The sequence below is a fragment of the Nonomuraea sp. NPDC049152 genome, assembly GCF_040648355.1.
In the GTDB taxonomy this organism is placed as follows: Bacteria; Actinomycetota; Actinomycetes; order Streptosporangiales; family Streptosporangiaceae; genus Nonomuraea.
In genome coordinates, this window is sequence record NZ_JBEZDO010000022.1 from 18,027 (window position 1) to 42,050 (window position 24,024).

The window sequence follows — 24,024 nt, forward strand, 5'->3', positions numbered from 1 at the left end:
GTCGTCCAATCCGGAACTCCAGACTCAGGAGCATATGTCCTCTATCGGGGCCTCAGAGGTCGGCCATGCCGAGCTGCCTGGCGATCAGCATCCGCTGCACCTCGCTGGTGCCCTCGCCGATCTCCAGGATCTTCGCGTCGCGGTAGAAGCGGCCGACGGGGAACTCGTTCATGAACCCGTAGCCGCCGAAGATCTGCGTCGCGTCGCGGGCGTTGTCCATGGCCGCGTTGGACGAGACCAGCTTGGCGATGGCCGCCTCCTTCTTGAAGGGCCTGCCGGCCATCATCAGCGAGGCGGCGTGGTAGTAGGCCAGCCTGGCGGTGTGGGCGCGGGCCTCCATGTCGGCGACCTTGAACTGGATGGCCTGGTAGTGGCCGATGGGGTGGCCGAATGCGCGCCTGTCGCGGACGTAGCGCAGCGACTCGTCCACGCAGCCCTGCGCCAGGCCGACACTCAGCGCGGCGATCGCGATGCGCCCCTCGTCGAGCGTCTGCAGGAACTGCGCGTAGCCCCTGCCCCGCTGTCCCAGCAGGTTGGCGGACGGCACGCGGCAGTCGGCGAAGGACAGCTCGCGGGTGTCGGAGGCGTTCCATCCGACCTTGGAGTACTTCTTCGACACGGTGAAGCCGGGCGTGCCCGCGGGCACCAGGATCGTGGAGATCTCCCGCTCGCCGGTCAGCGCGGCCACGGCGACCACGCCGGTGATGTCGGTGCCCGAGTTGGTGATGAACGCCTTCGTGCCGTTGATCACCCACTCGTCCCCGTCGAGCACGGCGGTGGTGCGCATGCCGCCAGGCACGTCGCTGCCGCCGCCAGGCTCGGTCAGCCCGAAGGCGCCGAGCATCCGTCCCGAGGTCAGCTCGGGCAGCCACTGGGCCTTCTGCTCGGCCGTGCCGAACCGGTAGATCGGCATGGCACCGAGGGAGACGGCCGCCTCAAGGGTGATCGACACGCTGGAGTCGACCCGCGCGAGCTCCTCCAGCGCGAGGCAGAGCGCGAAGTAGTCGCCGCCCATGCCGCCGTACTCCTCGGGGATGGGCAGGCCGAACAGGCCCATGGCGCCCATCTGGCGGACGATGTCGTAGGGGAACTCCTCGCGCTCGTAGAAGTCGCCGATCACGGGGGCGACCACGTCGCGGGCGAAGCCCTCGACGGTCTTGCGCAGCTCTTCGTACTCGTCGTTGAGCATGGTTTTCAGCCTTTCGAGAGGGCCTGGACGACCCGGGACGGGCTGGGACGGCCGAGCCGTTCGGCGAGCCAGACGCTGGTGGCGACGAGCTTGCCGAGGTCGAGTCCCGTGTCGACGCCGAGTCCTTGCAGCATCCACACCAGGTCCTCGGTGGCGAGGTTGCCTGTCGCGGACTCGGCGTAGGGGCAGCCGCCGATGCCGCCGGTGGAGGCGTCGACGACGGTGACGCCTGCCCTGAGCGCGGCAAGCGTGTTGGCCAGCGCCTGGCCGTAGGTGTCGTGGAAGTGGACCGCGAGCCGGTCGGGCGAATCGAAGGCCTCGATGAGCGCGGTGGCGTGGCCGGGAGTGCCCACGCCGATCGTGTCGCCGAGCGACAGCTCGTGGCAGCCGAGGTCGAGCAGCCTGGTGCCGACCCGCACGACCTGCTCGATCGGCGTCGGCCCCTCCCAGGGGTCGCCGAAGACCATCGACACGTAGGCGCGCACCTTGACCCCTGCGGCCAGGGCGCGGCCGATGACCGGCTCGAACATCTCGAACTGGCTGTCCAGGCCGCGGTTGAGGTTCTTGTTGGCGAAGGTCTCGGTCGCGCTGGCGAAGACGGCGACCTCGTCGGCGCCGCTCTCCAGCGCCCTGTCCAGGCCGCGCTCGTTGGGGACCAGCACCGGGTAGCGGATGCCGGGGCGGCGCTCCAGCATGGCCAGCAGCTCGCCCGAGTCGGCCAGCTGCGGCACCCACTTCGGGTGGACGAAGCTGGTCGCCTCGATCACGGTGTGCCCGGCGTCGGCGAGCCTGTCGATGAAGGCGGCCTTGACCTCGACGGGGACGACGGCCTTCTCGTTCTGCAGGCCGTCGCGCGGCCCCACCTCGTAGACCGTGACCCTCTCGGGAAGTCCATCCATCCGATACGGCATGCGGCTCAATCCTCCGAAGAGACGACGGCGAGCACCGCGTCCATGTCGACGGGCTGTCCCGCCCTGACAGGCAGCTCGGTGACCGTTCCCTGGACGGGGGCGGTGACGGTGTGCTCCATCTTCATCGCCTCGACGACCACCAGCGGCTGCCCTTCACTCACCTGGTCGCCGGGCGCGACCTTGACCAGCAGCACGGTGCCGGGCATGGGACTGCGCACGATCCCGTCGGCTCCGACCGTGCCTCCTGGCCTGTCGCCCGGGTCGCCGATGCGGTGCCTGGTGAGCGTCCACGCCATGCCTTCGCGCCCGAGCCACAGCGTGTCGCCGTCGCGGAACATGACGAACCGCAGGACGCGACCGCCGAGGGTGACGGCGAGCTCGCCGCCCTCGACGACCGCTCTCGCGGGCGTGGCCCCGGTCTCCGTGCGGACCTCGGCGCCCGAGGCGGGCAGGCCGCGCACCGCGACCTCGTGGACGCCGTCCCTGGACTCCAGCCGCCAGGTGGTCCACACCCGCCCGCCCACCCGCCAGCCGTCGGCGACCTCCCACGGGTCCGTGGCGGGCGGCGTGGTGTGGAACAGCAGCGCCGCGGCGGCCAGCACGTCGTCGGGGACGGAGACGGTCGGTTCGAGCGACGGCAGGACCCTCTCGACCAGGCCGGTGTCGAGCCTGCCCGCGACGACGTCGGGGTGCGCGGCCAGTGCCCGCAGGAACGGGATGTTCGTCGTCACCCCCAGCACCGCCGTCTGGGCCAGCGCCCTGTCCAGTGCTCGCAGCGCCGTGGCGCGGTCCTCGCCCCAGGCGACCACCTTCGACAGCATCGGGTCGAAGTCGCTGCCGACGACCACGCCTTCGGCCAGCGAGGAGTCGACCCTGACGGCCGTGGGCTCGCGCAGGGCGAGCACCCTGCCGCCGGTGGGCAGGAAGCCGCGGGCGGGATCCTCGGCGTAGACGCGCGCCTCGACGGCGTGGCCGCGCAGCCGAACCGTGTCCTGGCCGAACGGGAGCGGTTCGCCCGCGGCCACCCGCAGCTGGAGCTCCACGAGGTCGAGCCCGGTGACCAGCTCGGTGACGGGGTGCTCGACCTGCAGGCGGGTGTTCATCTCCATGAAGTGGTAGTCGCCGGAGACTCCGTCGACGATGAACTCGACGGTTCCCGCGCCCGTGTAGCCGACCGAGCGGGCCGCCTCGACGGCCGCGGCGCCCATGCCCTCGCGCATCGCGTCGGTGACGAAGGGCGAGGGCGCCTCCTCGATGATCTTCTGGTGCCTGCGCTGCAGGCTGCACTCGCGCTCGCCGAGGTGGACGACGGTGCCGTGGGTGTCGGCGAGCACCTGGATCTCGATGTGCCTGGGGTTCTCGATGTAGCGCTCGATGAGCAGGGTGCCGTCGCCGAAGGCCGCCTCCGCCGTACGGCGGGCCGAGGCGAGCGCCTCGGGCAGCTCGGCCGCCGCGCGCACCAGCACCATGCCTTTGCCGCCGCCGCCCGCCGAGGGCTTGATCAGCGCGGGGAAGTCGGTCCACGTCTCCAGGTCGGCGCCGATCCCGCCGGGCACGACGGGCACGCCCGCCCCCTCGACGGTCCGCTTGGCGCGGATCTTGTCGCCCATGGCCTCGATCGCCTCGGCGGGCGGCCCGATGAAGACCAGCCCCTCGGCCGCACATCTGCGGGCGAACGCGGCGTTCTCGGCGAGGAACCCGTAGCCGGGGTGGACGGCCTGCGCGCCCGACGCCCTGGCGGTCGCGATCAATGCCTCTATGTCCAGATATTTCGGGACTTGGAGGGCTTGGTCGGCCAGGCGCACGTGCAGCGCCGAAGCGTCGGATTCGGTATAGACCGCGACAGAGGTGATCCCCATGGCGCGGAGCGTCCTGATGATCCGGACGGCGATCTCGCCCCGGTTGGCGATCAGTACGGTGCTGAACATCATCACATCCGGAAGACGCCGTAGCCGACGGGTTCGAGCGGCGCGTTGGCCGCCGCGGACAGGCCGAGCCCCAGGACGGTGCGGGTGTCGATCGGGTCGATCACGCCGTCGTCCCACAGCCGGGCCGTGGAGTAGTAGGGGTTGCCCTGGTCCTCGTACTGGGCCCTGATCGCGTCGGCGTCCGCGGTGCCGACGGTGGTGAGCACGTTGGCGGCCTGCTCGCCGCCCATGACCGAGATGCGGGCGTTCGGCCACATCCACAGGAAGCGCGGGGAGTAGGCCCTGCCCGCCATCGCGTAGTTGCCCGCCCCGAAGGAGCCGCCGATGACGACGGTGAACTTGGGCACGCGCGCGCACGCCACCGCGGTCACCATCTTCGCGCCGTGCTTGGCGATGCCGCCCGCCTCGTAGGCCTTGCCGACCATGAAGCCGCTGATGTTCTGCAGGAAGACCAGGGGGACGCGCCGCCGGTCGCACAGCTCGATGAAGTGCGCGCCCTTCAGCGCCGACTCGGCGAACAGGATGCCGTTGTTGGCGATGATCCCGACGGGGTGGCCGTGGATGTGGGCGAACCCGGTGACCAGCGTCGTGCCGTACTCGGCCTTGAACTCGAGGAAGCGGGAGCCGTCGACGATCCTGCGCACCACCTCGCGCACGTCGTACGGCGTGCGGGTGTCGGGCGGCACGATGCCGTACAGCTCCTGCGGGTCGAGGTCGGGCTCCTGAGCGGCCTGGCGCTCCCACGGCGGGGCCGACCTGGGCGCGAGCGTGGAGACGATGTCGCGGACGATCGCCAGCGCGTGGGCGTCGTCCTCGGCCAGGTGGTCGGTGACGCCGCTGACGCGGGCGTGCAGGTCTCCCCCGCCGAGCTCCTCCGCGGTGACCTCCTCGCCTGTCGCGGCCTTCACCAGAGGGGGACCGCCGAGGAAGATCGTGCCCTGGTTGCGCACGATGACGGCCTCGTCGCTCATCGCGGGGACGTAGGCGCCGCCCGCCGTGCACGAGCCGAGGACGGCGGCGATCTGCGGAATGCCGCGCGCCGACATCGTGGCCTGGTTGTAGAAGATGCGGCCGAAGTGCTCGCGGTCGGGGAAGACCTCGTCCTGCTTGGGAAGGAACGCGCCGCCCGAGTCGACCAGGTAGAGGCAGGGCAGGTGGTTCTGCAGCGCCACCTCCTGCGCGCGCAGGTGCTTCTTGACGGTCAGCGGGTAGTACGTGCCGCCCTTGACCGTCGCGTCGTTGGCGACGACCACGCACTCGCGGCCCGACACCCTGCCCACTCCCGTGATGATGCCCGCGGCGGGCGCCTGGTCGTCGTAGAGGCCGTTGGCCGCCAGCGGCGACAGCTCCAGGAATCGGGACCCGGGGTCGAGCAGCCCGTCCACCCTGTCGCGCGGTAGCAGCTTGCCGCGCTCGACATGGCGTTGCCTGGACCGCTCGGGGCCGCCCTTCGCGGCCTCGGCCAGGCGCTCGCGCAGCTCGGCCGCCAGCCGCTCGTTGACCTCGGCGTTGCGCTTGAACATGCCCTGAAGGTTAATCATCATTAACGTCTGTGTCTAGAATGTGGGACGTGAGCACTCCTACCCGCAATCGCCGGGGCGAGATCCTGGAGGCCGCCGCGACGCTGTTCGCCGCCCGCGGCTACCACGGTGTTTCCATCGAGGACCTCGGCGGCGCGGTCGGAGTGTCAGGACCCGCGCTGTATCGCCACTTCAGCGGCAAGGAGGCGCTGCTGGTGGAGATGCTCACCGACATCAGCACCCGCCTGCGCGAGGCCGCGGTCGCCGTCGTCACCACCGCCCACGACCCCGCGTCCGCGCTGGAGGCGCTGCTCGACGCGCAGATCACCTTCGCGCTCGAGCAGGCCGCGCTGATCACGGTGCACGACAGGGAGCTGGGCAACGTGCCCGAGCCGCACCGGCGGCAGATCAGGCGGTTGCAGCGGCTCTACGTCGAGGAGTGGGTGACCGTGCTGGCCGAGCTGCACCCCTCCTGCCCTCCGCCGCGCCTGCGGGCGGCCACCCACGCGGTGTTCGGGCTGCTCAACTCCACGCCGCACAGCGCGGGAGAGCTGCCCGCCGAGGCGATGCGCGACCTGCTGCGCGGGATGGCGATGGCAGCCTTCGCCACCCTTGGTTAACGAACATTAACGGTTGACGGCTGCTCGCCCCGGCCGCCATCCCCCTCACCGTCATGTCCGAAAAACGGCTTGTTGTGCCAACTATCTAGATATATCTTTCAGCTATCTCGATAGTTGGAGTGCGACATGCCGGATTTCGCACCTCGGGTGCGCAAGGGTGATGTGCGGGCTGCGCTGCTCAGCCTGCTGGGCGAGGAGCCCAAGAACGGCTACCAGATGATCCAGGACATCGAGGAGCGCAGCAGGGGGGTGTGGCGGCCCAGCCCCGGCTCGGTCTACCCCGCACTCCAGCAGCTCGAGGACGAGGGGCTGCTCGCCGGCGAGGAGGCAGGCGGCAGCCGTACCTATCGGCTCACCGAGCAGGGACGGAAACTCCTCAGCGAGCGGGTGGAAACGCTGACACCATGGGAGGAAGTGGCCGGTTCGGTGCCCGAGGACAGGCACGAACTGCGGCTGCTGTGGGGACAGGTCAGCGAGGCGTTCGGGCATCTGGCGCGCACCGCGGACGACCGCCAGGTCGCCGCGGCCAAGAAACTGCTCCAGCACACCCGCAGGTCCATCTTCAAGATTCTGGCGGAGGGCGAATGAGCGCGGTCACGGTGAAAGGCCTGACCAAGACCTACGGCAAGGTCGAGGCCGTCAAGGGCGTCGACTTCGAGGTGCGGGCGGGCGAGGTGTTCGGTTTCCTCGGTCCCAACGGCGCCGGCAAGACCACCACGATCAGCATGCTGTGCACGCTGGTCAATCCCACGGGCGGCACCGCCAGCGTGGCGGGCCACGACGTGGTCAGGGAACGCGACCAGGTCCGTCAGAACATCGGCCTGGTCTTCCAGGACCCGACGCTGGACGGCTACCTGACCGCCGAGCAGAACCTCCGCTTCCACGCCGAGCTGTACGGCGTGCCCAAGCACGTGGTCTCCGACCGCATCCAGCAGGTCATGGAGATGGTCGCGCTGTGGGACCGCAAGGACGCCAAGGTCCTGACGTTCTCCGGCGGCATGAAGCGCAGGCTGGAGATCGCACGCGGCCTGCTGCACTCGCCGCGCGTGCTCTTCCTCGACGAGCCCACCGTGGGCCTCGACCCGCAGACCCGCTCGGCCATCTGGGGCTACATCAACAAGCTGCGTCACAGGGAGGACATCACGATCTTCATGACGACGCACTACATGGACGAGGCCGAGTACTGCGACAGGATCGCGATCATCGACCACGGCGAGATCGTCGTCATCGACTCCCCCGAGGCGCTGAAGGCGAGCGTCGGCAAGGACAGGGTCCAGATCCACACCGGTGACGACACCAGGGCCATCACGGCGCTGCGCGACAGGTTCGGCCTCGAGGCGGCCGTCCACGAGGGCGCGGTGACGTTCGCGGTGGCCTCGGGCGAGGAGTTCGTGCCGCGGCTGTTCGCCGAGCTCGGGCTGCCCATCAGGTCGGTGAGCGTGTCGCGGCCCTCGCTCGACGACGTGTTCATGTCCTACACGGGCTCGACGATCAGGGACGCCGAGTCCGGCACAGGCAACGAGTGGATGAAGGCGATGGTGAGGCGATGATGGCGACCGATGTGGTGAGCGTGCGGATGCCCGCGCGCGGCATGGCGCACGACCTGCGCGCCGTCAAGGTGGTGCTGCACCGCGAGATGCTGCGCTTCGTCAACGACCGCACGCGCATGCTGTCGATGCTCATCCAGCCGGTCCTGTGGCTGTTCGTGATGGGCACCGGCCTCGGCACGCTGGTGCGCGGCTCGATCCCCGGCGTCGACTTCCGCACGTTCATGTACCCCGGCATGATCTCGATGACGGTCATCATGACCGCGATGTTCTCCGCGGGGTCGATCGTGTGGGACAGGGAGTTCGGCTTCCTGAGGGAGATGCTCGTCGCGCCGGTCTCGCGCGGGTCGATCGTCGTGGGCAAGTGCCTGGGCGGCGCGGTCGTGGCCGTCGGGCAGGGCGTCATCATCCTGGCGATGGCCGGGCTGGTGGGCGTGCCGTACTCGCCGGGGCTGATGGTGACGCTCCTGGCGGAGATGTTCCTCGCCGCGTTCACCATCACCGCCTTCGGCGTGACGCTGGCGGCCCGCATGCGCAACATGCAGACCTTCTTCGGGCTGATGCAGATGGCGATCATGCCCATGATGTTCCTTTCGGGCGCGATGTTCCCCCTGGCGAACCTGCCCTCGTGGCTGCACGTACTGACCACCGTCAACCCGCTGACCTACGCGGTCGACCCCATGCGGCAGGCGGTCTTCTCCCACCTGGACCTGCCCCCGCAGGTGAACGCGCTGCTCAACCCGGGCGTGCAGTGGTTCGGCTGGCAGGTGCCCCCGTCCATGGAGCTCGCCCTGGTGGCGCTGCTCGGGCTGGCCCTGCTCGGGATCGCGATAGCCCAGTTCAGAAAGGCCGAATAGCGGTCCCTCGTCCGCAGGACGACGAAGGGGCGCGGCCGTGAAAAGGGGCCTGATCGTCGATCAGGCCCCTTTCCTTCGATCACTTACCTCTTGACGCGGACGTAGTCCCTACCGCTCTGGGAGCCGTAGGTGTCCTCGTCACCGCTGAAGACGAACTTCCAGTAGCCCGACTTGTAGGCCTTCACCTTGGTGTACAGCTTGCCGCTGCCGGTGGAGTTGGTCGTCTTGACGTACTTCCACTTGCTCGAGCCCTTGGGCAGGAAGTACAGCGCGACCTTGGCCTCGTAGCCACCGCCGTCGACCAGGAGAGCGCCCCTGAACCGCAGGTACTTGCCGTACTTGACGGGCTCGGGGTAGGCGTTGAACGAGACCAGCCTGCTCTTGTCCTTCGACGGCGGCGGGGTCGGCTTGACGACCCTCACCCTGTCGCTGTCGCTGCTGGAGCCCTCGACGCCCCTGGTGCCCTCGAACACCGCACGCCACCAGCCGGAGGTCTGCGCGGTGGCGCCGGCCCAGAAGCGGCCGTCGCGGCCGGTCCTGTCACCGGTCACCCGCTCCCAGCGGCTGGAACCGTCGGCCCTGAACAGGATGGCCACCCGCTCGCCCGACAGGCCCTCCCAGCCGTGGGAGCCCTCGGCCTGCAGGGTTCCCCTGAAGGCGAGCCTGTCGCCCTTGTCGACCGGCTCGGGGTAGGCGTCGAAGCCGACGATCCTGCTGTCGCGGGACCTGGCCTTGACGTCGACCCTGTCGGTGTCGCTGACCGAGCTCTTGGCGTCGGCGTTGCCGCCGAACTCGGCCCGCCACCAGCCGGTGGCCTCGGCCGTCACCCTGGTGGCGAACCAGCCGCTGCGGCTGGTGTCGACCGTGGTGATGTGCCGGTAGGCGTCGGTGCCCTGCTCGCGGAAGGTGATGGTGACGCGCTGCCCGCCGTACCCCTGCCAGCCGGAGCGCTCCACCTGGAGCCGGCCTGACACGGAGATGCGGTCACCCTTGGAGACCAGGTCGGGATGCGCGCCGAAATCGACGATCCTGCTGTCGGCCGCGGTCTTCTTGACATCCACGGCGAACGTGCCGTCGGTGGACTTCTCCCCGCCCTGACCGTCATGGGCGATCGCCAGGAAGCTCCACCTGCCTTCGCTCTTGGCGTCGAAGGTCTTCTTGCCCGTCCACCTGGTCCACTGACCGTGCGAAGAGGCGGTGAGGTCGATCGGCGAGCCGACGCTCACGTCGCCAGGGGGCTTGAGCTGTAGCTCGGCCTTGCCCGCGCCCTTGGTCGAGAACGAGAACGTCGCGGTGACCTGCTGGTCGCCGGTCACGACGATCGGTGATGGTGAGACATCCACCTTCGAGATGCTCGGTGCCGCCGCCGCCATCGCGGAAGGCGTCAGGGCGAGGGCCCCTGCTCCAACCGCGAGTGCAACAGCTGTCGCTCGGAAGCGTTGCAACATTCGGGTACTCCGTTCCTTTCCCCGGTGGTTGAAACGCGGCATGAGGGTGCCACGTCGTACTTAAAGTAGACGTTTGGGACAGGCAAAGAGTTGGAAAAGCTGACAAACTGTCATTCAGATCGGTCAGACAAAAACGTCGTCCTCACGTTCGGGCAGACGGAGGCGCCATGCGCGGGACATAATCGGGCTTGTGGCGCGCGACACTGTTGAGACTCACTTCACCGAATCGGTTGCGACGTTCAGGGCGGGAGCCCCCAGAGACCCGGGGAGGCCCGTCAGAGACGGCACCACGCTCACCGGGCAACAATGCCGCGAGCTGTTCGACCGCCAGCTGGGCAGCAGGCTGCTCGACGTCGCCGCCAGATGGCTGCGCGAGCAGAACCAGGGCTTCTACACCATCGGCTCCGCGGGCCACGAGGGCAACGCCGCCGTGGCGGCCGCCGTCAGGACCACCGACCCCGCCCTGCTCCACTACCGCTCCGGCGCCTTCTACCTGACCCGCTCGGCCATGGCCGGCCGCCTGCCCGAGCAGGGGCTGCGCGACGTGCTGCTGGGGCTGACCGCCTCGGCCGACGAGCCGATCGCGGGCGGCAGGCACAAGGTCTTCGGCCATCCCGATCTCGCGGTCATCCCGCAGACCTCCACGATCGCCAGTCACCTGCCGCGCTCGGTCGGCGTCGCGCTGGCCATCGAGCGGGCCAAGGCGATCGGCGTGCCGACGCCGTGGCCCGACGACGCGATCACGGTGTGCAGTTTCGGCGACGCCTCGACCAACCACGCCAGCGCGCTGTCGGGGTTCAACACCGCCTCCTACGCCACCTACCAGGGCCAGCCGCTGCCCATCCTGTTCGTGTGCGAGGACAACGGCCTCGGCATCTCGGTCCGCACGCCCAAGGGATGGGTGGAGACGGCCTCCCGCCGCCCCGGCATCGAGTACTTCCACGCCGACGGCTGCGACCTGGCCGACGCCTACGACGCCGCCACCCGTGCCGCCGACCACGTCCGCTCGAGGCGCGCACCCGCCTTCCTCCACCTCGACACCGTGCGGCTGATGGGGCACGCGGGCTCGGACGTGGAGTCCTCCTACCGCACCCAGCGAGAGATCCGCGCCGACTACGACCGCGACCCGCTGGTGCGCACCGCCGCCCTCCTCATCGAGGCGGGGCTCATCACCCCCGAGGAGGTGCTCAGGCGCTACGAGTCCGAGCGCGAGCACCTGCTGCGGATGGCTATGGAGGCCACCCGCACCCCCAAGCTGACCTCCGCCCGCGAGATCGCCGAACCGCTCGCGCCGCGCAGGGCGGACCTGATCGCGAAGATCAGCCCGGTCGCCGCCGAGCCCTCCGCCAGGGAGAAGGCCTTCGCCGGCCAGCTCCCCGAGAGGGAGGACAGACCGCTCACGCTGTCGCAGGCGATCAACCGCACGCTGGCCGACGCGCTGGCCGTCTACCCCGAGATGATGGTCTTCGGCGAGGACGTCGCCAAGAAGGGCGGCGTCTACGGCGTGACCCGCGGCCTGCAGAAGCGGTTCGGCGCGGGCAGGGTCTTCGACACGCTCCTCGACGAGCAGGCCGTCCTCGGACTCGCGCTCGGCTCGGGCGTGTCGCGGATGCTGCCGGTCCCCGAGATCCAGTACCTCGCCTACCTGCACAACGCGCTCGACCAGATCCGCGGCGAGGCGGCGACGATGTCGTTCTTCTCCCGCGGCGCCTACCGCAACCCGATGGTGGTGCGGGTGGCCGGATACGCCTACCAGAAGGGGTTCGGCGGGCACTTCCACAACGACAACTCCGTCGCGGCGCTGCGCGACATCCCCGGCGTGGTCATCGCCTCGCCGTCCAGGCCGGACGACGCCTCCGCGATGCTGCGCACCTGCCTGGCGGCGGCGCGCACCGAGGGATCGGTGTGCGTGTTCCTCGAACCAATCGCCCTCTACAACACCAAGGACCTGTTCGACGACGGGGACAATGGGTGGCTCGCGCCGTACGCGCCGCCGTCCAGGTGGGCGGAGACGCACGTGCCGATCGGACGGGCGCGCGGCTACGGCGACGGGCGCGACCTGACGATCGTGACCTACGGCAACGGCGTGCGGATGAGCCTGCGGGCGGCGGTCAGGCTCACCCAGGACGGGGTGAGCTGCAGGGTGCTCGACCTGCGGTGGCTGGCGCCGCTGCCGATGGAGGACCTGATGCGGGCGGCGGAGCTGACCGGCAAGGTGCTGATCGCCGACGAGAGCAGGCGGACCGGCGGGGTCTCCGAGGGGGTCATGACGGAGATGCTGGACGCGGGGTTCTCGGGGCAGATCGCCCGGGTGACGTCGGCCGACAGCTTCATCCCGCTCGGCGAGGCGGCCAACCACGTGCTGCTGTCGGAGGCGGAGATCGAGCAGGCGGCCAGGAAGCTGCTCAGCTGACCGTCGTTCCCCGGCTCAGAGCCAGTCGCGGCGTTTGAAGACCAGATAGAGGACCAGACACACCGCCGCCATCAGCACCAGCGCGAACGGGTACCCGGCCACCCAGTGCGTCTCCGGCATGTGGTCGAAGTTCATGCCGTAGATCGTGCCGACCAGCGTCGGCGCGAACAGGATGGCCGCCCATGCGGAGATCTTCTTGACCTCCTCGCTCTGCGCGTAGCTCGCCCTGGTCTGCTCCTGAGCCACCATCGTCGAGTTGATCACCAGGATGTTCTGCAGGAGCTGGCGGAACCCGGCCACCCGCTCGGAGACGGTGATCGCGTGGTCGGCCACGTCGCGCAGGTAGCTCTGCAGCTCCTGGTTGACCCCGTACTTCGACGCCCCCGCGATGAACCCGTCGATCATCGGCAGCAGCGGCCTGGTCGCCCGCTGGAACTCGATGACCTCGCCGGACAGCTCGTAGACGCGGCGCGAGACCGAGGGGTCGCCGCCGAAGACCTGTACCTCGATCTCCTCGATGTCCTTCTGCAGCCCGGCCACGACGGGGGCGTAGCCGTCGACCACCGCGTCGAGGATGGCGTAGAGCACGGCCTGGGGTCCCTGGCGCAGCAGGTCGGGGTCGGACTCCATGCGGCGGCGCACGGCGCTCAGGTCGGGCGATTCGGCGTGCCGTACGGTGATCACGAAATTGGTGCCGACGAAGACGTGCACCTCCCCGAACGCGACCTCCTCGACGTCGTCGAGGTAGTTGGCGGCGCGCAGCACCACGAACAGCATCTCGCCGTAGCGGTCGGCCTTGGGCCGCTGGTGACCGACGATGGCGTCCTCGAGAGCCAGCTCGTGCAGGCCGAACTCCTCCGCGAGCTTGGCCAGCTCCCAGTCCTTCGGCCGGTAGAGACCGATCCACGCCATGCTGCCAGGGGTCTTCTTGAGGCTGTCGAAGGCGTCGGCGAGCGAAGCGGGCGTGCCGATGCGGTGGCCGTCGAGGTAGAGGGCGTTGTCGATGACGGTGGGCCGGTAGGGCGAATCCTCGTCGGCGCGCGGATCCATCGAGTGCTCGGGTGCGGGTTCGCGCACGCCGCTGCGCAGAAAGCCTTTCATTCGTGCCATACCCGGACCTCCTAGGACAGCTGAAACTCGTCGAGAGCCTGGCAGGCGCGATCGCGGATGGTCTTGACGAACATGGTGAAGGTATAGCCAGCGGTCCAGTGGGCGCCACCCGCGTAGGAGGGGGCGACGATGTCGCGACAGGTCACCTCGATGCCGCCTCCCCTGGACAGCACTCCTGGAAGAGGGCCATGTGCCGGTGGTCCATGACGTCCCCCTCTCATCAGATCATGCGTATCGCATTCTCCCAGCAGACCGCGCGCAGCCAATCATCGCCCAGGTCGAGTCTGTCCAGGCCGTCCAGCTGGTGGGCGTAGGCGTACGGAATGGTGGGGAAATCGCTGCCCAGCAGCACCTTCCCCGCAAGCCCCAGTTCACGCAGCCTGGGCCTGAGTTCGGCGGGGAACGGCATGAGCAGGGCGGCGAAGTCGGTGAACGCCATGGTGGTGTCGAGGGCGACGCGCTCGTGACGTTCGGCGAGCGCGAAGAAGTCCTCGTACTCGGGCATGCCGAGGTGGGCGACCACCATGCGCAGGTGTGGATGGCGGCGCATCACCTCGGCGACGGGCTCGACGCCGACGCAGCCGCCGGGGACGGGGACGGAGCTGGCGTGCACGACGACCGGGGTCCCGGCCTCGGCGAGCAGGCCCCAGACGGGGTCGAGCTCGGGCAGCCGGGGGTCGAAGGCGCCGACCTGCAGGTGGATCTTGAAGATCTTGACGCCGTCGTCCAGTGCCTGCCGTACATAGCCGAGGACTCCTGGCTCGGGGAAGAAGGTGGCGGACGGCAGGCACTCGGGCACCTTGCGGGCGAAGTCGAGCGCCCAGGAGTTGAGGTCGGCGGCCATGCCGGGCTTGTGCGCGTAGGTGAGGGCGGGGAAGGCACGCACGCCCATGGCGGCCAGCAGGGCGACGCGCTCCTCGACGGGTAGCCGGTAGCGGATCTGCCAGCCGCCGCCCATGAGCGGGCCACCGTGGTCGAAGTGGTGCCAGACCCGGCGTTCCATGCGCTCGGGCAGGAAGTGGACGTGCAGGTCGATGATCCCGGGCAGGCCGAGCGCCTGCCACCAGGCACGAACGGCAGAATCATGTTCTATCGCCACATGGCGACCTTACCCACAACCCTCCGGACCATCATCATCCGCTCAACAGGAGCGGGAGCAACCGGATAGGGTCGACCTTGATGGACAAGCTATGGGCCCACCTGGTCGAGGCTCAGACGCCGCCCGCGCTGTGGGTCGTGGCGCTCTCGGCACTGGCCGCCTTCGCGATCGTCGCCTACCGCCCCGCGTGGCACCTTTCGCGAGGCCTCGTCACGATCGCCCACGAGGGCGGCCACGCGCTGGTGGCACTGCTCAGCCGCCGCCGACTGCAGGGCATCCGCCTGCACTCCGACACCTCGGGCGTGACCCTCACCAGGGGCAGGCCCACCGGCCCCGGCATGATCTTCACCGCGCTCGCGGGCTACCTCGCCCCCTCGCTGCTGGGTCTGGTCGGCGCCTGGCTGACCGCCCAAGGGCGGGTCACGCTGCTGGTGTGGAGCGTGCTGGGGTTCCTGGTCTGCATGCTGCTGCTGATCCGCAACCTGTACGGCGCGCTGATCCTGCTGGTCACCGGCGGTGCGGTGTTCGCCCTGTCGATGTACGCGCCCGGCGACATCCAGATGATCGTGGCGCACGTCGCGGTGTGGTTCCTGCTGTTCGGCGGGGTCAGGCCGATCCTCGAGCTGCAGCACAAGCGGCGCAGGGGCCACGCGCCCGACTCCGACGCCGACCAGCTGGCCAGGCTGACGTTCCTGCCGGGCGGCTTCTACGTGCTGTTCTTCCTGCTGGTGGCGGGTGTCTCGGTGGCCGGCGGGGCCTGGCTCATGATCCCGGCCGCCGACTTCCCCTGGCGGTGAGCTGAAATGCCCCTACGCCCCGCGAGTCACCCGAAACCACACTAAACTCGCCCGGGACAGGGGAGGGGACGTGCTGTCAGGGGAGGACGCGCCGGGCTACCGGGTGCTCGGCACCGCGGGTCAGGGCGGCTTCGGCGTCGTCTACAAGGCCTACCAGGAACGCCTCGACCGCGTCGTGGCGCTCAAGGTCCTGACCGTGGACAGGGTCGACGCGCGCACCATGCGCAGGTTCCAGCGCGAACTGCAGCTCACCGGGCGGCTGACCGGACACCCGAACGTCGTCACCGTGTTCGACACCGGCACGACCCGTTCCGGCAAGCCGTACATCGCGATGGAGTTCTTCGAGAACGGCTCGCTGCGCGACAGGGTGCGCGCGCAGGGACCGCTGCCGGTCGCCGACGTCCTGCGCACCGGCGTCAAGCTCGCCGCCGCGCTGGCCGCGGTGCATGAGGCGGGGGTGCTGCACGGCGACATCAAGCCGCAGAACATCCTCATCTCCCGGTACGGCGAGCCCGCGATCGCCGACTTCGGCGTGGCCAGGGTGCCTGTCGCCAAGGAGCCGCAGTCCAAGCCGGCCGAGATCGACAAGGCGGCCCGCGACGCCCTCGCTCCCCGCCGGCTGCGGTTGGTGGCCGACAGGGGCGCGGTCGTCACGCTCAGGTGGACGCTCCCCGCGCACGCCCGCCGCTACCCGTTGATCCTGCAGCGCGAGCCCGCCGACGGGCAGCAGCTCGCGTCGCTCAAGGCGGGCGACACCATGGTCAGGGTCGTGGGCCTGGACCCCGACAGCGGCTACTGCTTCCTGGTCGGCGCGGCGTTGGAGATCAGCCAGAAGAGCACGGTCGCGTGGTCGAAGCCCTACTGCATCAGGGGCGCGGTGACCCGCTGAGGAAGGCGCGGACGTCGGCCACCTCCGCCTCCCACCGGCTCGGTTCCTCCGGCTCGAACGGGGCGAGCGCCACCTCTTCGCCCTTGCGCGACCACGTGCCCTCGATGACGCCGTCGGCCAGCATGACGGGGCGCAGGATCCCGCCGCCTGGGAACACCGCGCGCCGGTGCCGCTCGTCCAGGATGAGGGCGCGGTCGGCCCAGCCGAGGAGGTACTCGTCGAAGGCGGGCGCCAGCCGTACGTCCGCGCCGGGATCAGGGAGCGCGGACTCGGGGGCGGTCCGGAGGCGGGAGCCGCCGTGGGGCGCGGCTTCGAGGGAGGTCGCGATCAGGTCGAAGGCGGTGCGGGCCGTGCCGAGGGGGAGGCCCGACCAGGCGGCGAGGTCGCCGGGGGTGGCGGGGGCGTGCGCGCGCAGGTAGCGCAGGGCCAGCTCGGCCAGCGCCCTGTCACGATCAGGCTCGAAGGTGACGGGCGCGCCGAGCCAGTCGGCCGTGTGCACGTAGGTGGGTCTGCCGCGATCGAGCGGGCCGAGGACGGCCAGACCGTGGAAGGCGGCGAGGCCGACCAGGTGGACGACCCCCTGCCCCTTGGCGCGGCCGGCCAGTCTGGCTTCGAGCTGAGCCTTGGTGAGCGGGCCCTGCCCGGCGAGCGCGCCGTCGATCAGGGCGAGCAGGTCGTCGCCCGTCACGCCCTCCTGGGCGAGCCTGCGCAGGGTGCCGGCGTCGTTGCGGGTCAGGGCGAGCAGCCACGGCAGGTCGTCACGGTGGACGAAGTGAAGGGTGCCGCGCGGGCCCCACGCCCTGACGATCTCGCGGGCCTGCCAGGCGGCCTCGATCTCCTTGACGGCGATCGTGGCGGACCTGGCGCGGAAGGCGAGCAGCGCTGACGGGACGTCCTGTGCCTGGACGGCGAGCAGGTGGCGGACCACGTCGTCGACACCGAGGCCGGGCGGGCGGTGCAGCAGCTGGGCTGACAGGCGGACTCTGCGCGGGTCGTTCGGCACAGGGTGAGCCTACGGGCAGGCACCGACAGAACTCCGCCCGGATCGGCGGGGTCAGTGGCGGGCGAGGGTGCGGGGGTCGAAGCGGTGGAGCAGGCGGACATGGACCGGCGTCGTACGGCGGGCATGGGCGCGCACCGCGTCGCTGCATCGCCAAGCCGCGTCCGCCGCCTCGGCGCCGACCGTGTCCGGCGCGTACCTGACATGGTTGGCCAGGTCGGCCAGCGGCCGCAGCTCGTGCGCGCCGGGGTGCCTGGCCACCACCTCGGCCGCCGTCAGCGTCCGCTCCCCCCGCAGCCCGAGGTCGTCGCAGGCCTGATGCCACGCCCCCATCACCCGGTGAGCGGCCACCCCGTCGCGACGGCGGGAACGGCGCCGCCACCACGGCAGCACCGCCGCCACGGCCGGATACAGCGGCGCGAGCGCGGCGACGGCCCACCACCAGGCGGGCCCGCCGGAGGCCACCGGCTCGACGGGGGTCTTCTTCGCGGAGGGCTGCTTGGCCTTCGAGGTGCCGCCCCGGCCGAACTCGCCCTCCAGCTGCTCACTCTCCTGGACCTCCGCCGACACCACGTCGTGGTCGTCCTTGGCCCCGCTCTTGCCGGGCGTGGGATAGAACGACCGCCATCCGAGCTTCTCGAACTTGATCTCCGCCCCATGCCAGGACATGTCCCGAGCGCACGTGGTAGACGCCGTTCTCCGCCTTCCCAGGCCTGAACCCCACGACGACCCTGGCGGGCAGTCCCAGCGTCCTGGCCAGCAGCGCGAAGGAGGAGGCGAACTGCTCGGAGGTGCCCCGGTAGGTCGTGTCCATGAAGAACTCCAGCGCCTTGAGCGAGTGCCCTGGCGGCGCCGTGATGTCGTACTTGGCGGTGGTCCGCAGGAAGTTCTGCAATCGGTAGGCCTGCCTGATCGGCGTGTCCGCCCCCTTGGTCGCCTCCTGCGCCGTCTGTCTTGGTGCGGGTTCCTGAGATGTCGTGATCCGCACTGGTCGAGACGTTTCGTGGCAGGGCCGCCACGCACGGGCCCCCGCGTCGTCGGCCGAGCGAACTGTCGGTGGGAACCTCTACCTTAGAGCGCGTGTCCGAACAGCCCCTGACCCTCGACGCCGCCCTCTCGGAGGAGGCGGTGCTGTCCACCTACCGCCGGATGTTCGCGGCCCTGGCCCGCGACAGCGGCGCGGTGGTCGACGATCCCGCCATGGTCGACGTCGCGGAGACGCTCTTCGCCGCGTTCGCGGAGGCGGGCGAGGAGTGGTTGACGCACGAGCAGATGCGCTTCGCCTGCCGCGCCTATCCCTCCGACCAGTTCGACAACAGGCTGCGCGTGCTCAAGGGGCTCGGCGCGATCCGCGAGGTGTTCCCCAAGCCCAACCAGCTGCGTTACCGGGCCTCCTTCACCAGCGTGGTCGGGCTGATGTTCATCAGGCGGATGATGGACGACGGCGGCCAGTCGGAGATGCACCGCCTGCTCGCCCTCGAGGACCTCAACGTCGCCGACCCACGCACCACGATGGAGCAGGCCGGGCAGAGCGCGGCCAACCTGGAGAGGGCCTTCCGTCTGTGGGCGCTCGAGCTGATCACGCTCACCACCGGCACGATCGAGGAGCTGCGCGAGCAGGCGCCCAAGCTGTGGGGCACCGAGGAGATCGCCCGCCGCGCGCAGAACCTGCACGGCACCATCCTGACCCGCTGGCCCGAGCTCGACAGGCTCTGCACGGATCTGCGCGCGGCCATCTACGCCTACAGCGACGCCTCCCGCCGCGCGGCGGGCCGCCTGGCCGACTCGGCGGGCACCACCCGCAACCTGACGCTGCTGCCGTCCGAGACCTGGCGCACCTTCTCGCAGACGGCCTCGAAGGAACGGCTCGCGGCCGTCCTCGACGGGTTCGTCTTCGACGCGCCCGCCCCCTGGCACGATCCAGCGGCGATCGTGCGCGCGGTCGACGAGAGCCCGAGGCCCGCCCCCGCCCAGCCCACTCCCCCGCGCTCCGACCTGCCCGACCCTGGGCCCGCCGACTCCCTCGACCGGTCGCCGGGCGCGGCCGTCGAACGGCTGGCCGAGGTGGCCGAGTCGGTGCTCGGCGGGGCCGACAGGGTGGCGCTGGCCGGTCTGCTGGGCTCCGACTGGGCCTCCGCCCGGCGCCTGCTGGCCGACCTGACCAGCGTCGACCTGCGTCCCGAGCTGCCCTACCGGCTCGTCTGGTCCGACGAGCTGACGGCCGACCCCTCTCACGAGCCCGCGTGGCTGTCGCACGGCTTCCTGGAGCGCACTTCATGACCGCATCCCACGCCCACGCCCGCGCCAGGGCGGAGGGTCCGCTGCGGCTCGGCTTCGGTGAGGCGACCCCGGCGGGCATGGTCCGGCTGGCGGACCTCGCCGTCCCCGTCTGGCCCGACGGGGTGACACCTTCGCTGCTGGAGGAGCACCAGGTCGCCCCGCCGAACGTCGAGCGGTCGGGCGAGACCAGGCGGGTGCTGGCGGCCTGCCTGAAATGCTGCTGGACGGACCTGTCCGCCGACCCATGGCCCGGAGTGACCGCGCCGGTCGAGCTGGTGCTCGACACGTATCGCGCGTTGATCGGGCGGAGCGACGACCTGATGCGCAACTGGGCGGTGGGGGCGCTGCGGCGGCTGCACGACTCGTCGTGGGTGGTGATGGCCGACGGGTTCGTACGGCTCGGGCCGCGGTGCGCGACGTGGCCCGTGGAGTCGTACGGGCTGCTGAAGGAGTTGGTCAGGCGGCTGCCCGAGGCGGACAGGTCGGCGCTGACCGTGCTCCGCGACGCCGACCTGATCGCCGCCGCCACCCCCGCGCCGACCGCGCCCGTCACCCCCGAGACCGCGGCGGTCCCGCCCGAGGAGACAGCGGCGGTCTCCCCGAGTGCTACGGCCACGGCCGAGGCCGCGCGGGAGGCCGAGGCGCTCGGCGGCAGGGTCGAGACGGCGCGGGCCGAGTTCGACGACCTGCTCGACGCCTTCGACGAGCGCCGCAGGGCCGAGCTGGTGGCGGCGTTCATGGCGGTCGAGTTCGCCGCCGAACCCGTCCAGGAGGCGCGCTTCACCGCGCTGCGCGACCCGGCGCTGCGCCGTACGCTCGCCGAGATGCTCGCCAGGCGCGGGCGCACGCTGATCCAGCAGCGCGAGCGGTGGATCTCGGGCTACGACGACGCCGTGGCGGCGAAGGCGGGCACGACGCTGGGCGAGAGCGAGCGCGCGGTGCTGACGCTGGTGCTGGTGCACTCGGTGGCGATCCCGCGCGCGGAGGGCCTGCTGCCCGAGGACACGTGGCTGTCTCCGCACGCCACGCCCGTCGACGAGTTGCGCCGCCACACCCAGTTGCCCATCGGCGAGCTGGAGTCCGCGCTGCGCGCCTTGCGGCACGCAGGGCTGCTCTCGCAGGTCAAGGCGGGTGAGGAGGCCGGAGGGTACGTGCCTGGCCCGCAGTTCCACCGGCTCACGCAGGCGGCGCGACGGCGCCTGCAGGAAGAGCTGATCCTCGCCGCGGGGCCGCACACGCCTCTCGCGGCGGCCGTACGAGCACAGCGGAAGACGGGGGACGAGTAAGTGGCTTTGGCGGAGAACGTCGTCGGGGATCGGGTGCTGATAGCCGTCCAGGCGGTCAACATCTCACGGTTGTCCACCCATCCGGTGCCGACCGTGCCGGGCACGTTGATCGTCGTGGCGGGCGCGGGGCCGAAGGACTCCAACGGCGCGGGCAAGTCGTCGTTCATCGCGTCGATCACGGCGCTGCTCGGGGACGAGCAGTGGCGGTTCGCGTCGGGGGCGAAGGCCGTGTCCGAGCTGCTGTTCAACGCCGAGCTGGCCAGCGGCGCCGGTGGACGGCAGTGGGCCAGCGCCGACCACGGCTACATCGTCGGCGTCTTCGGACCCTCCGCCCACACGACGAACGGCGCCGCCGTCGCGACCGGGGGAAGCGCCCTCGACGCTCTCACCATGGCCGTGGCCGAGGCGAGCCCCCAGGACGGCGGCGGGTCCGGCACCGGGGCCGCGGGTGGCGGTCAGGTCGAGGTGGACGGGCCGGATGAAGGCGGGGAGGCGCTCTTCCCCGAGCCCGACACCGCAGGCGGCCCGATCACCGTCTGGTTGCGGGTCAACCAGGAGGCGCCGCACCTGGAGATCCGCTGGCGGGACGGTGTGCACCTGGCCGCCGCCGGCTCCGAGGCCGAGCGGGTGGCAAGGGCCGACGAGGTGTGGTCGGCGCTGCCCAGGTCCGCGGGCCGCCGCGACGTGGTCGCCAGGGACCTCACCAAGGTCCTTTACGGCGACCGCGTGCGCTGCGTGTCGTTCCTGTCCACGTCGGTGCGCAGCAAGGTGGCCACCAACCTGCTGTCCCAGCCGCTGAACGAGATCTCCCCCGAGCGGGTCTTCGAGGCGATCGCCGCGCTGACCGGTCTCGACGCCGAGCTGGAGCAGGAGCGGGAGGCCCGCCGCGACGAGCACGCCAGGCGGGTCAAGGCCGCGCAGGCGGGCGAACGGCTGGCCGAGTTCGAGGCGGAGTCGAGCGCGCTGCTGACCACGTTCGACCGGCGCGACCAGGCCAGGGTGCGGCTCGCGGAGGCGTTGCGGTGCTGGAGGGGACGGCAGGCGCGCAGGCTGGCCGACGCCGCCGACCGTGACGAGGCGTTCGCCGCCCAGCTCGAGACGCTGGAGGCGGCGCAGGAGACCGCCGCCGAGGCGATCGCGATGGTCAAGGCCGAGATCGCCACACTGAAGGACGACACCCTCGACCGCAGGGTGGTCGAGGCGCGCAAGGAGCTGGCGGCGCTGCAGGCCAGGGCCGCGAAACTCGACGCCGACAGGGCGGTGGCGGAGAACTCCGCCGACGAGCTGCGCGGCATGGTGCCCGCGCTGGAGGAGCGGCGGCGGCTGGCCGACGGCCGCGACGTGCCGACGGCGGAGCGGGAGCTGGCCGAGGCGCGTGGGCAGCTGAACGAGGCGCTGAAGGCGCTCGGCGTGGCCGACCGCGAGGTGTCCTCGGCGCAGGCCGCGCTCGACGACGCCGAGGGCGGTCCCGCCGCCGCGCAGCTCACCGCGCTGGCGGCGGCGGGCGTGGGCGCGACCGGCCTGCTCGACGCCCTCGACGTGGCCGAGCAGGCCCGCGACCACACCGATCTGCGGGGCTGGCCGACCGAGCACGCGGTGGTCGTCGACGCCGCCCTGCTCGACGCCGCCGCTGAGGCGCTGAAGGACCTGCCGGGCTCGGTGCTGGTCAGTTCGGCAGGCGTCAGCGTGGTCGGCGCGTTCGACGGTGTGGCCACCGGCAGGGAAGCCCGCATCAAGGCAGCGGAGCAGCGGCTCAACCGGGCCAGGGACGTGCAGGAGGAGGCGGCGCAGACCGTCAAGGCGGGTGAGGAGCGGGTCGCGGAGGCGCAGCGGCGGCTCGACGGCGCCAAGGCGGGCGTGCGGCTGCGGGAGATCGAGCAGCGACTGGCCGAGCGCAGGGCCAAGCTGACCGAGTTGACCGAGGCGCTCCAGGAGCTGACGCCGACGGTGGCGGTCGCCGAGCAGCAGGCGGGCGCGCTGGACTTCAGGGCCCGCACGCGCGACATGGAGATCGAGCGGCTGGAGGGCCGCAGGAGCAGGCACGAGTCGGAGCGAGGTCAGGCGCGCGACGCGGCGGCCAAGGTCGCGGCCGAGCGCCAGGCGCTGCGGCTCGACGAGCTGGGCAGGGAGTGGGGCGGCCCGCTCGACGAGGCCAGGGCGTGGATCTCGGCGCCGGCGGAGGAGGACCGGCCGCGCACCGCGGAGGAATGGTGGCGGATCGCCGAACGCCACCTCGACCGGGCCTTCCGCGACACCTTCCCCGGCGACGACGAGGAAGAGGTGCCGGAGGAGCTGCGCTTCCTGATGGGCGAGCGCACGGGGCGGGCGAGCAGGGAGCAGGCGACGTTCGCGGCGGTGTGCGGGTCGCTGGCCTCCTACCTGCGCGGGCAGGAGGAGTACGAGAAGCACCAGCGCCGCCAGATCGAGTCGCAGATCGTGACGCGGCAACGCGACCTGGCGGCGGCGCAGAAGGGGGCCGAGGAGGCGGCGCAGTCGACGGCCGTGCACCGGGCGGCGCTGACGGCGGCGATCAGGGCGCGGCTGGGCAGGGTGGCAGAGGAGTTCGAGAAGCTCGACACCTCCTACGGCGGTTACGGCGCGACATTGGAGTTCCCTGTGCCGCCCGCTCCCGCCGATCCCGAGCAGCGCTGGCAGTGGCGGGTCACGCCGAAGTGGCGGCGCGGCGAGGGGCAGGGCTTCGTGCCGTACAACCGCAGGGCGAACACCGCGCTGATGGACGAGAAGGCGGTCAAGCTGGTGTGCGCGGCCGCGATCGCGTCCTCGGGCGGCGGGCACCTGTGCCTGGTGCTCGACGAACTGGGCCGCAACCTGGGCAAGGAGCACCGCAGGGAGGCGGTGGCGCTGTTCCGCAGGATCGGCGAGACGTACGGGATCACGGTGATCGGCGCGCTGCAGGACGACATGGAGCCCTACGCGATCGACGCGTGCGGGCAGTACATCAAGCTGCGGCGCAGCTCCGACGCGATGGCCTACAACGAGCCGCCGGTGATCGTGGGCCACGACGAGCACGCGGATCGGGTCCGCGCGCTGGCCTCCTACGTGGGCCGCCCGCACACCCTGGAGCCCGCGCCCTGAACCGGCCGCCTGCCGCATTCTGGGTGGCGCGGGT

The 24,024-nt window shown here is 70.9% G+C and carries 20 protein-coding genes; 10 read left to right on the top strand and 10 right to left on the bottom strand.

Going from position 1 to position 24,024, the window contains the following annotated elements:
- Window positions 1-52: 52 nt before the first annotated feature.
- The 4 genes from AB0B45_RS33220 to AB0B45_RS33235 are packed head-to-tail and all read right to left on the bottom strand — an operon-like array spanning window position 53 to window position 5,551.
- Window positions 53-1,189, bottom strand: coding sequence for an acyl-CoA dehydrogenase family protein (locus tag AB0B45_RS33220; protein WP_358138643.1), 1,137 nt, complete (start codon window positions 1,187-1,189; stop codon window positions 53-55).
- A gap of 5 nt (window positions 1,190-1,194) precedes the next feature.
- Window positions 1,195-2,100, bottom strand: a complete 906-nt coding sequence (locus AB0B45_RS33225; RefSeq protein WP_358138645.1) for a hydroxymethylglutaryl-CoA lyase — start codon at window positions 2,098-2,100, stop codon at window positions 1,195-1,197.
- A 5-nt stretch (window positions 2,101-2,105) separates the two neighbouring features.
- Window positions 2,106-4,028: a biotin carboxylase N-terminal domain-containing protein gene (locus tag AB0B45_RS33230; RefSeq protein ID WP_358138647.1), complete on the bottom strand. Its 1,923-nt coding sequence runs from the start codon at window positions 4,026-4,028 to the stop codon at window positions 2,106-2,108.
- 2 nt (window positions 4,029-4,030) lie between these two features.
- On the bottom strand, window positions 4,031-5,551 hold the full coding sequence (locus tag AB0B45_RS33235) for a carboxyl transferase domain-containing protein (RefSeq protein WP_358138648.1): 1,521 nt from the start codon (window positions 5,549-5,551) through the stop codon (window positions 4,031-4,033).
- Window positions 5,552-5,598: 47 nt separating this feature from the next.
- Between AB0B45_RS33235 and AB0B45_RS33240 the strand changes: the two genes are divergently transcribed.
- The 4 genes from AB0B45_RS33240 (at window position 5,599) to AB0B45_RS33255 (ending at window position 8,572) form a co-directional block, all read left to right on the top strand.
- A complete protein-coding gene (locus tag AB0B45_RS33240) occupies window positions 5,599-6,168 on the top strand; it encodes a TetR/AcrR family transcriptional regulator (RefSeq protein WP_358138650.1) in 570 nt (189 codons plus the stop codon).
- A gap of 126 nt (window positions 6,169-6,294) precedes the next feature.
- Entirely contained in the window at window positions 6,295-6,756 is a 462-nt protein-coding gene (locus AB0B45_RS33245) for a PadR family transcriptional regulator (RefSeq protein WP_358138652.1), read from the top strand.
- The gene (locus AB0B45_RS33250; protein ID WP_358138654.1) at window positions 6,753-7,718 is read left to right on the top strand and encodes an ATP-binding cassette domain-containing protein; all 966 of its coding nucleotides are present in this window, start codon (window positions 6,753-6,755) and stop codon (window positions 7,716-7,718) included. The genes AB0B45_RS33245 and AB0B45_RS33250 overlap by 4 nt, the downstream gene beginning before the upstream one ends.
- Window positions 7,715-8,572, top strand: a complete 858-nt coding sequence (locus tag AB0B45_RS33255; RefSeq protein WP_358138655.1) for an ABC transporter permease — start codon at window positions 7,715-7,717, stop codon at window positions 8,570-8,572. Before AB0B45_RS33250 ends, AB0B45_RS33255 begins: the two co-directional genes overlap by 4 nt.
- Before the next feature lie 83 nt (window positions 8,573-8,655).
- Here the strand turns inward: AB0B45_RS33255 and AB0B45_RS33260 are convergent, their stop codons facing one another.
- Window positions 8,656-9,915 carry a hypothetical protein gene (locus AB0B45_RS33260; protein WP_358138657.1) on the bottom strand — a complete coding sequence of 420 codons (1,260 nt, stop codon included), beginning with the start codon at window positions 9,913-9,915 and terminating at the stop codon, window positions 8,656-8,658.
- 295 nt (window positions 9,916-10,210) lie between these two features.
- Here AB0B45_RS33260 and AB0B45_RS33265 point away from each other — a divergent pair, with 295 nt between their 5' ends.
- Window positions 10,211-12,433: a thiamine pyrophosphate-dependent enzyme gene (locus tag AB0B45_RS33265; protein WP_358138659.1), complete on the top strand. Its 2,223-nt coding sequence runs from the start codon at window positions 10,211-10,213 to the stop codon at window positions 12,431-12,433.
- Between the two features lie 15 nt (window positions 12,434-12,448).
- On the opposite strand, the gene AB0B45_RS33270 is transcribed toward AB0B45_RS33265, so the two are convergent.
- From AB0B45_RS33270 to AB0B45_RS33280, 3 genes are read right to left on the bottom strand one after another with little or no spacing between them, the layout of a single operon-like run.
- The gene (locus tag AB0B45_RS33270) at window positions 12,449-13,543 is read right to left on the bottom strand and encodes a magnesium and cobalt transport protein CorA (protein WP_358138661.1); all 1,095 of its coding nucleotides are present in this window, start codon (window positions 13,541-13,543) and stop codon (window positions 12,449-12,451) included.
- A gap of 11 nt (window positions 13,544-13,554) precedes the next feature.
- Window positions 13,555-13,716, bottom strand: coding sequence for a hypothetical protein (locus AB0B45_RS33275; protein WP_358138663.1), 162 nt, complete (start codon window positions 13,714-13,716; stop codon window positions 13,555-13,557).
- A 47-nt stretch (window positions 13,717-13,763) separates the two neighbouring features.
- Entirely contained in the window at window positions 13,764-14,642 is an 879-nt protein-coding gene (locus tag AB0B45_RS33280) for an amidohydrolase family protein (protein WP_358138665.1), read from the bottom strand.
- Between the two features lie 80 nt (window positions 14,643-14,722).
- Here AB0B45_RS33280 and AB0B45_RS33285 point away from each other — a divergent pair, with 80 nt between their 5' ends.
- Together AB0B45_RS33285 and AB0B45_RS33290 are read left to right on the top strand one after the other, a co-directional pair.
- Window positions 14,723-15,439 (top strand): M50 family metallopeptidase, encoded by a 717-nt coding sequence (locus AB0B45_RS33285; protein WP_358138667.1) that lies wholly within the window; start codon window positions 14,723-14,725, stop codon window positions 15,437-15,439.
- A 70-nt stretch (window positions 15,440-15,509) separates the two neighbouring features.
- On the top strand, window positions 15,510-16,328 hold the full coding sequence (locus AB0B45_RS33290) for a serine/threonine-protein kinase (RefSeq protein ID WP_358138669.1): 819 nt from the start codon (window positions 15,510-15,512) through the stop codon (window positions 16,326-16,328).
- Here the strand turns inward: AB0B45_RS33290 and AB0B45_RS33295 are convergent.
- Both AB0B45_RS33295 and AB0B45_RS33300 read right to left on the bottom strand, forming a co-directional pair.
- Window positions 16,306-17,331 (bottom strand): winged helix DNA-binding domain-containing protein, encoded by a 1,026-nt coding sequence (locus AB0B45_RS33295; protein ID WP_358138671.1) that lies wholly within the window; start codon window positions 17,329-17,331, stop codon window positions 16,306-16,308. The two genes, AB0B45_RS33290 and AB0B45_RS33295, sit on opposite strands and share 23 nt — an antisense overlap.
- A 541-nt stretch (window positions 17,332-17,872) precedes the next feature.
- Window positions 17,873-18,316 (bottom strand): transglutaminase-like domain-containing protein, encoded by a 444-nt coding sequence (locus AB0B45_RS33300; RefSeq protein WP_358138673.1) that lies wholly within the window; start codon window positions 18,314-18,316, stop codon window positions 17,873-17,875.
- 92 nt (window positions 18,317-18,408) lie between these two features.
- Between AB0B45_RS33300 and AB0B45_RS33305 the strand changes: the two genes are divergently transcribed.
- Genes AB0B45_RS33305 through AB0B45_RS33315 form a run of 3 tightly spaced genes read left to right on the top strand, consistent with a single transcriptional unit; the run spans window position 18,409 to window position 23,990 of the window.
- The gene (locus AB0B45_RS33305) at window positions 18,409-19,608 is read left to right on the top strand and encodes a hypothetical protein (protein WP_358138675.1); all 1,200 of its coding nucleotides are present in this window, start codon (window positions 18,409-18,411) and stop codon (window positions 19,606-19,608) included.
- Entirely contained in the window at window positions 19,605-20,894 is a 1,290-nt protein-coding gene (locus AB0B45_RS33310; protein WP_358138677.1) for a hypothetical protein, read from the top strand. Before AB0B45_RS33305 ends, AB0B45_RS33310 begins: the two co-directional genes overlap by 4 nt.
- The gene (locus AB0B45_RS33315) at window positions 20,895-23,990 is read left to right on the top strand and encodes a chromosome partitioning protein ParA (RefSeq protein ID WP_358138679.1); all 3,096 of its coding nucleotides are present in this window, start codon (window positions 20,895-20,897) and stop codon (window positions 23,988-23,990) included.
- The last annotated feature ends 34 nt before the right edge of the window (window positions 23,991-24,024 follow it).

Bases quoted from the DNA above. Each gene is read 5' to 3' on its own strand.
- AB0B45_RS33255 (WP_358138655.1), top strand. From the start codon at position 7,715: ATGATGGCGACCGATGTGGTGAGCGTGCGGATGCCCGCGCGCGGCATG.
- AB0B45_RS33245 (WP_358138652.1), top strand. From the start codon at position 6,295: ATGCCGGATTTCGCACCTCGGGTGCGCAAGGGTGATGTGCGGGCTGCG.
- AB0B45_RS33225 (WP_358138645.1), bottom strand. From the start codon at position 2,100: ATGCCGTATCGGATGGATGGACTTCCCGAGAGGGTCACGGTCTACGAG.
- AB0B45_RS33250 (WP_358138654.1), top strand. From the start codon at position 6,753: ATGAGCGCGGTCACGGTGAAAGGCCTGACCAAGACCTACGGCAAGGTC.
- AB0B45_RS33230 (WP_358138647.1), bottom strand. From the start codon at position 4,028: ATGTTCAGCACCGTACTGATCGCCAACCGGGGCGAGATCGCCGTCCGG.
- AB0B45_RS33270 (WP_358138661.1), bottom strand. From the start codon at position 13,543: ATGGCACGAATGAAAGGCTTTCTGCGCAGCGGCGTGCGCGAACCCGCA.
- AB0B45_RS33235 (WP_358138648.1), bottom strand. From the start codon at position 5,551: ATGTTCAAGCGCAACGCCGAGGTCAACGAGCGGCTGGCGGCCGAGCTG.
- AB0B45_RS33310 (WP_358138677.1), top strand. From the start codon at position 19,605: ATGACCGCATCCCACGCCCACGCCCGCGCCAGGGCGGAGGGTCCGCTG.
- AB0B45_RS33220 (WP_358138643.1), bottom strand. From the start codon at position 1,189: ATGCTCAACGACGAGTACGAAGAGCTGCGCAAGACCGTCGAGGGCTTC.
- AB0B45_RS33285 (WP_358138667.1), top strand. From the start codon at position 14,723: ATGGACAAGCTATGGGCCCACCTGGTCGAGGCTCAGACGCCGCCCGCG.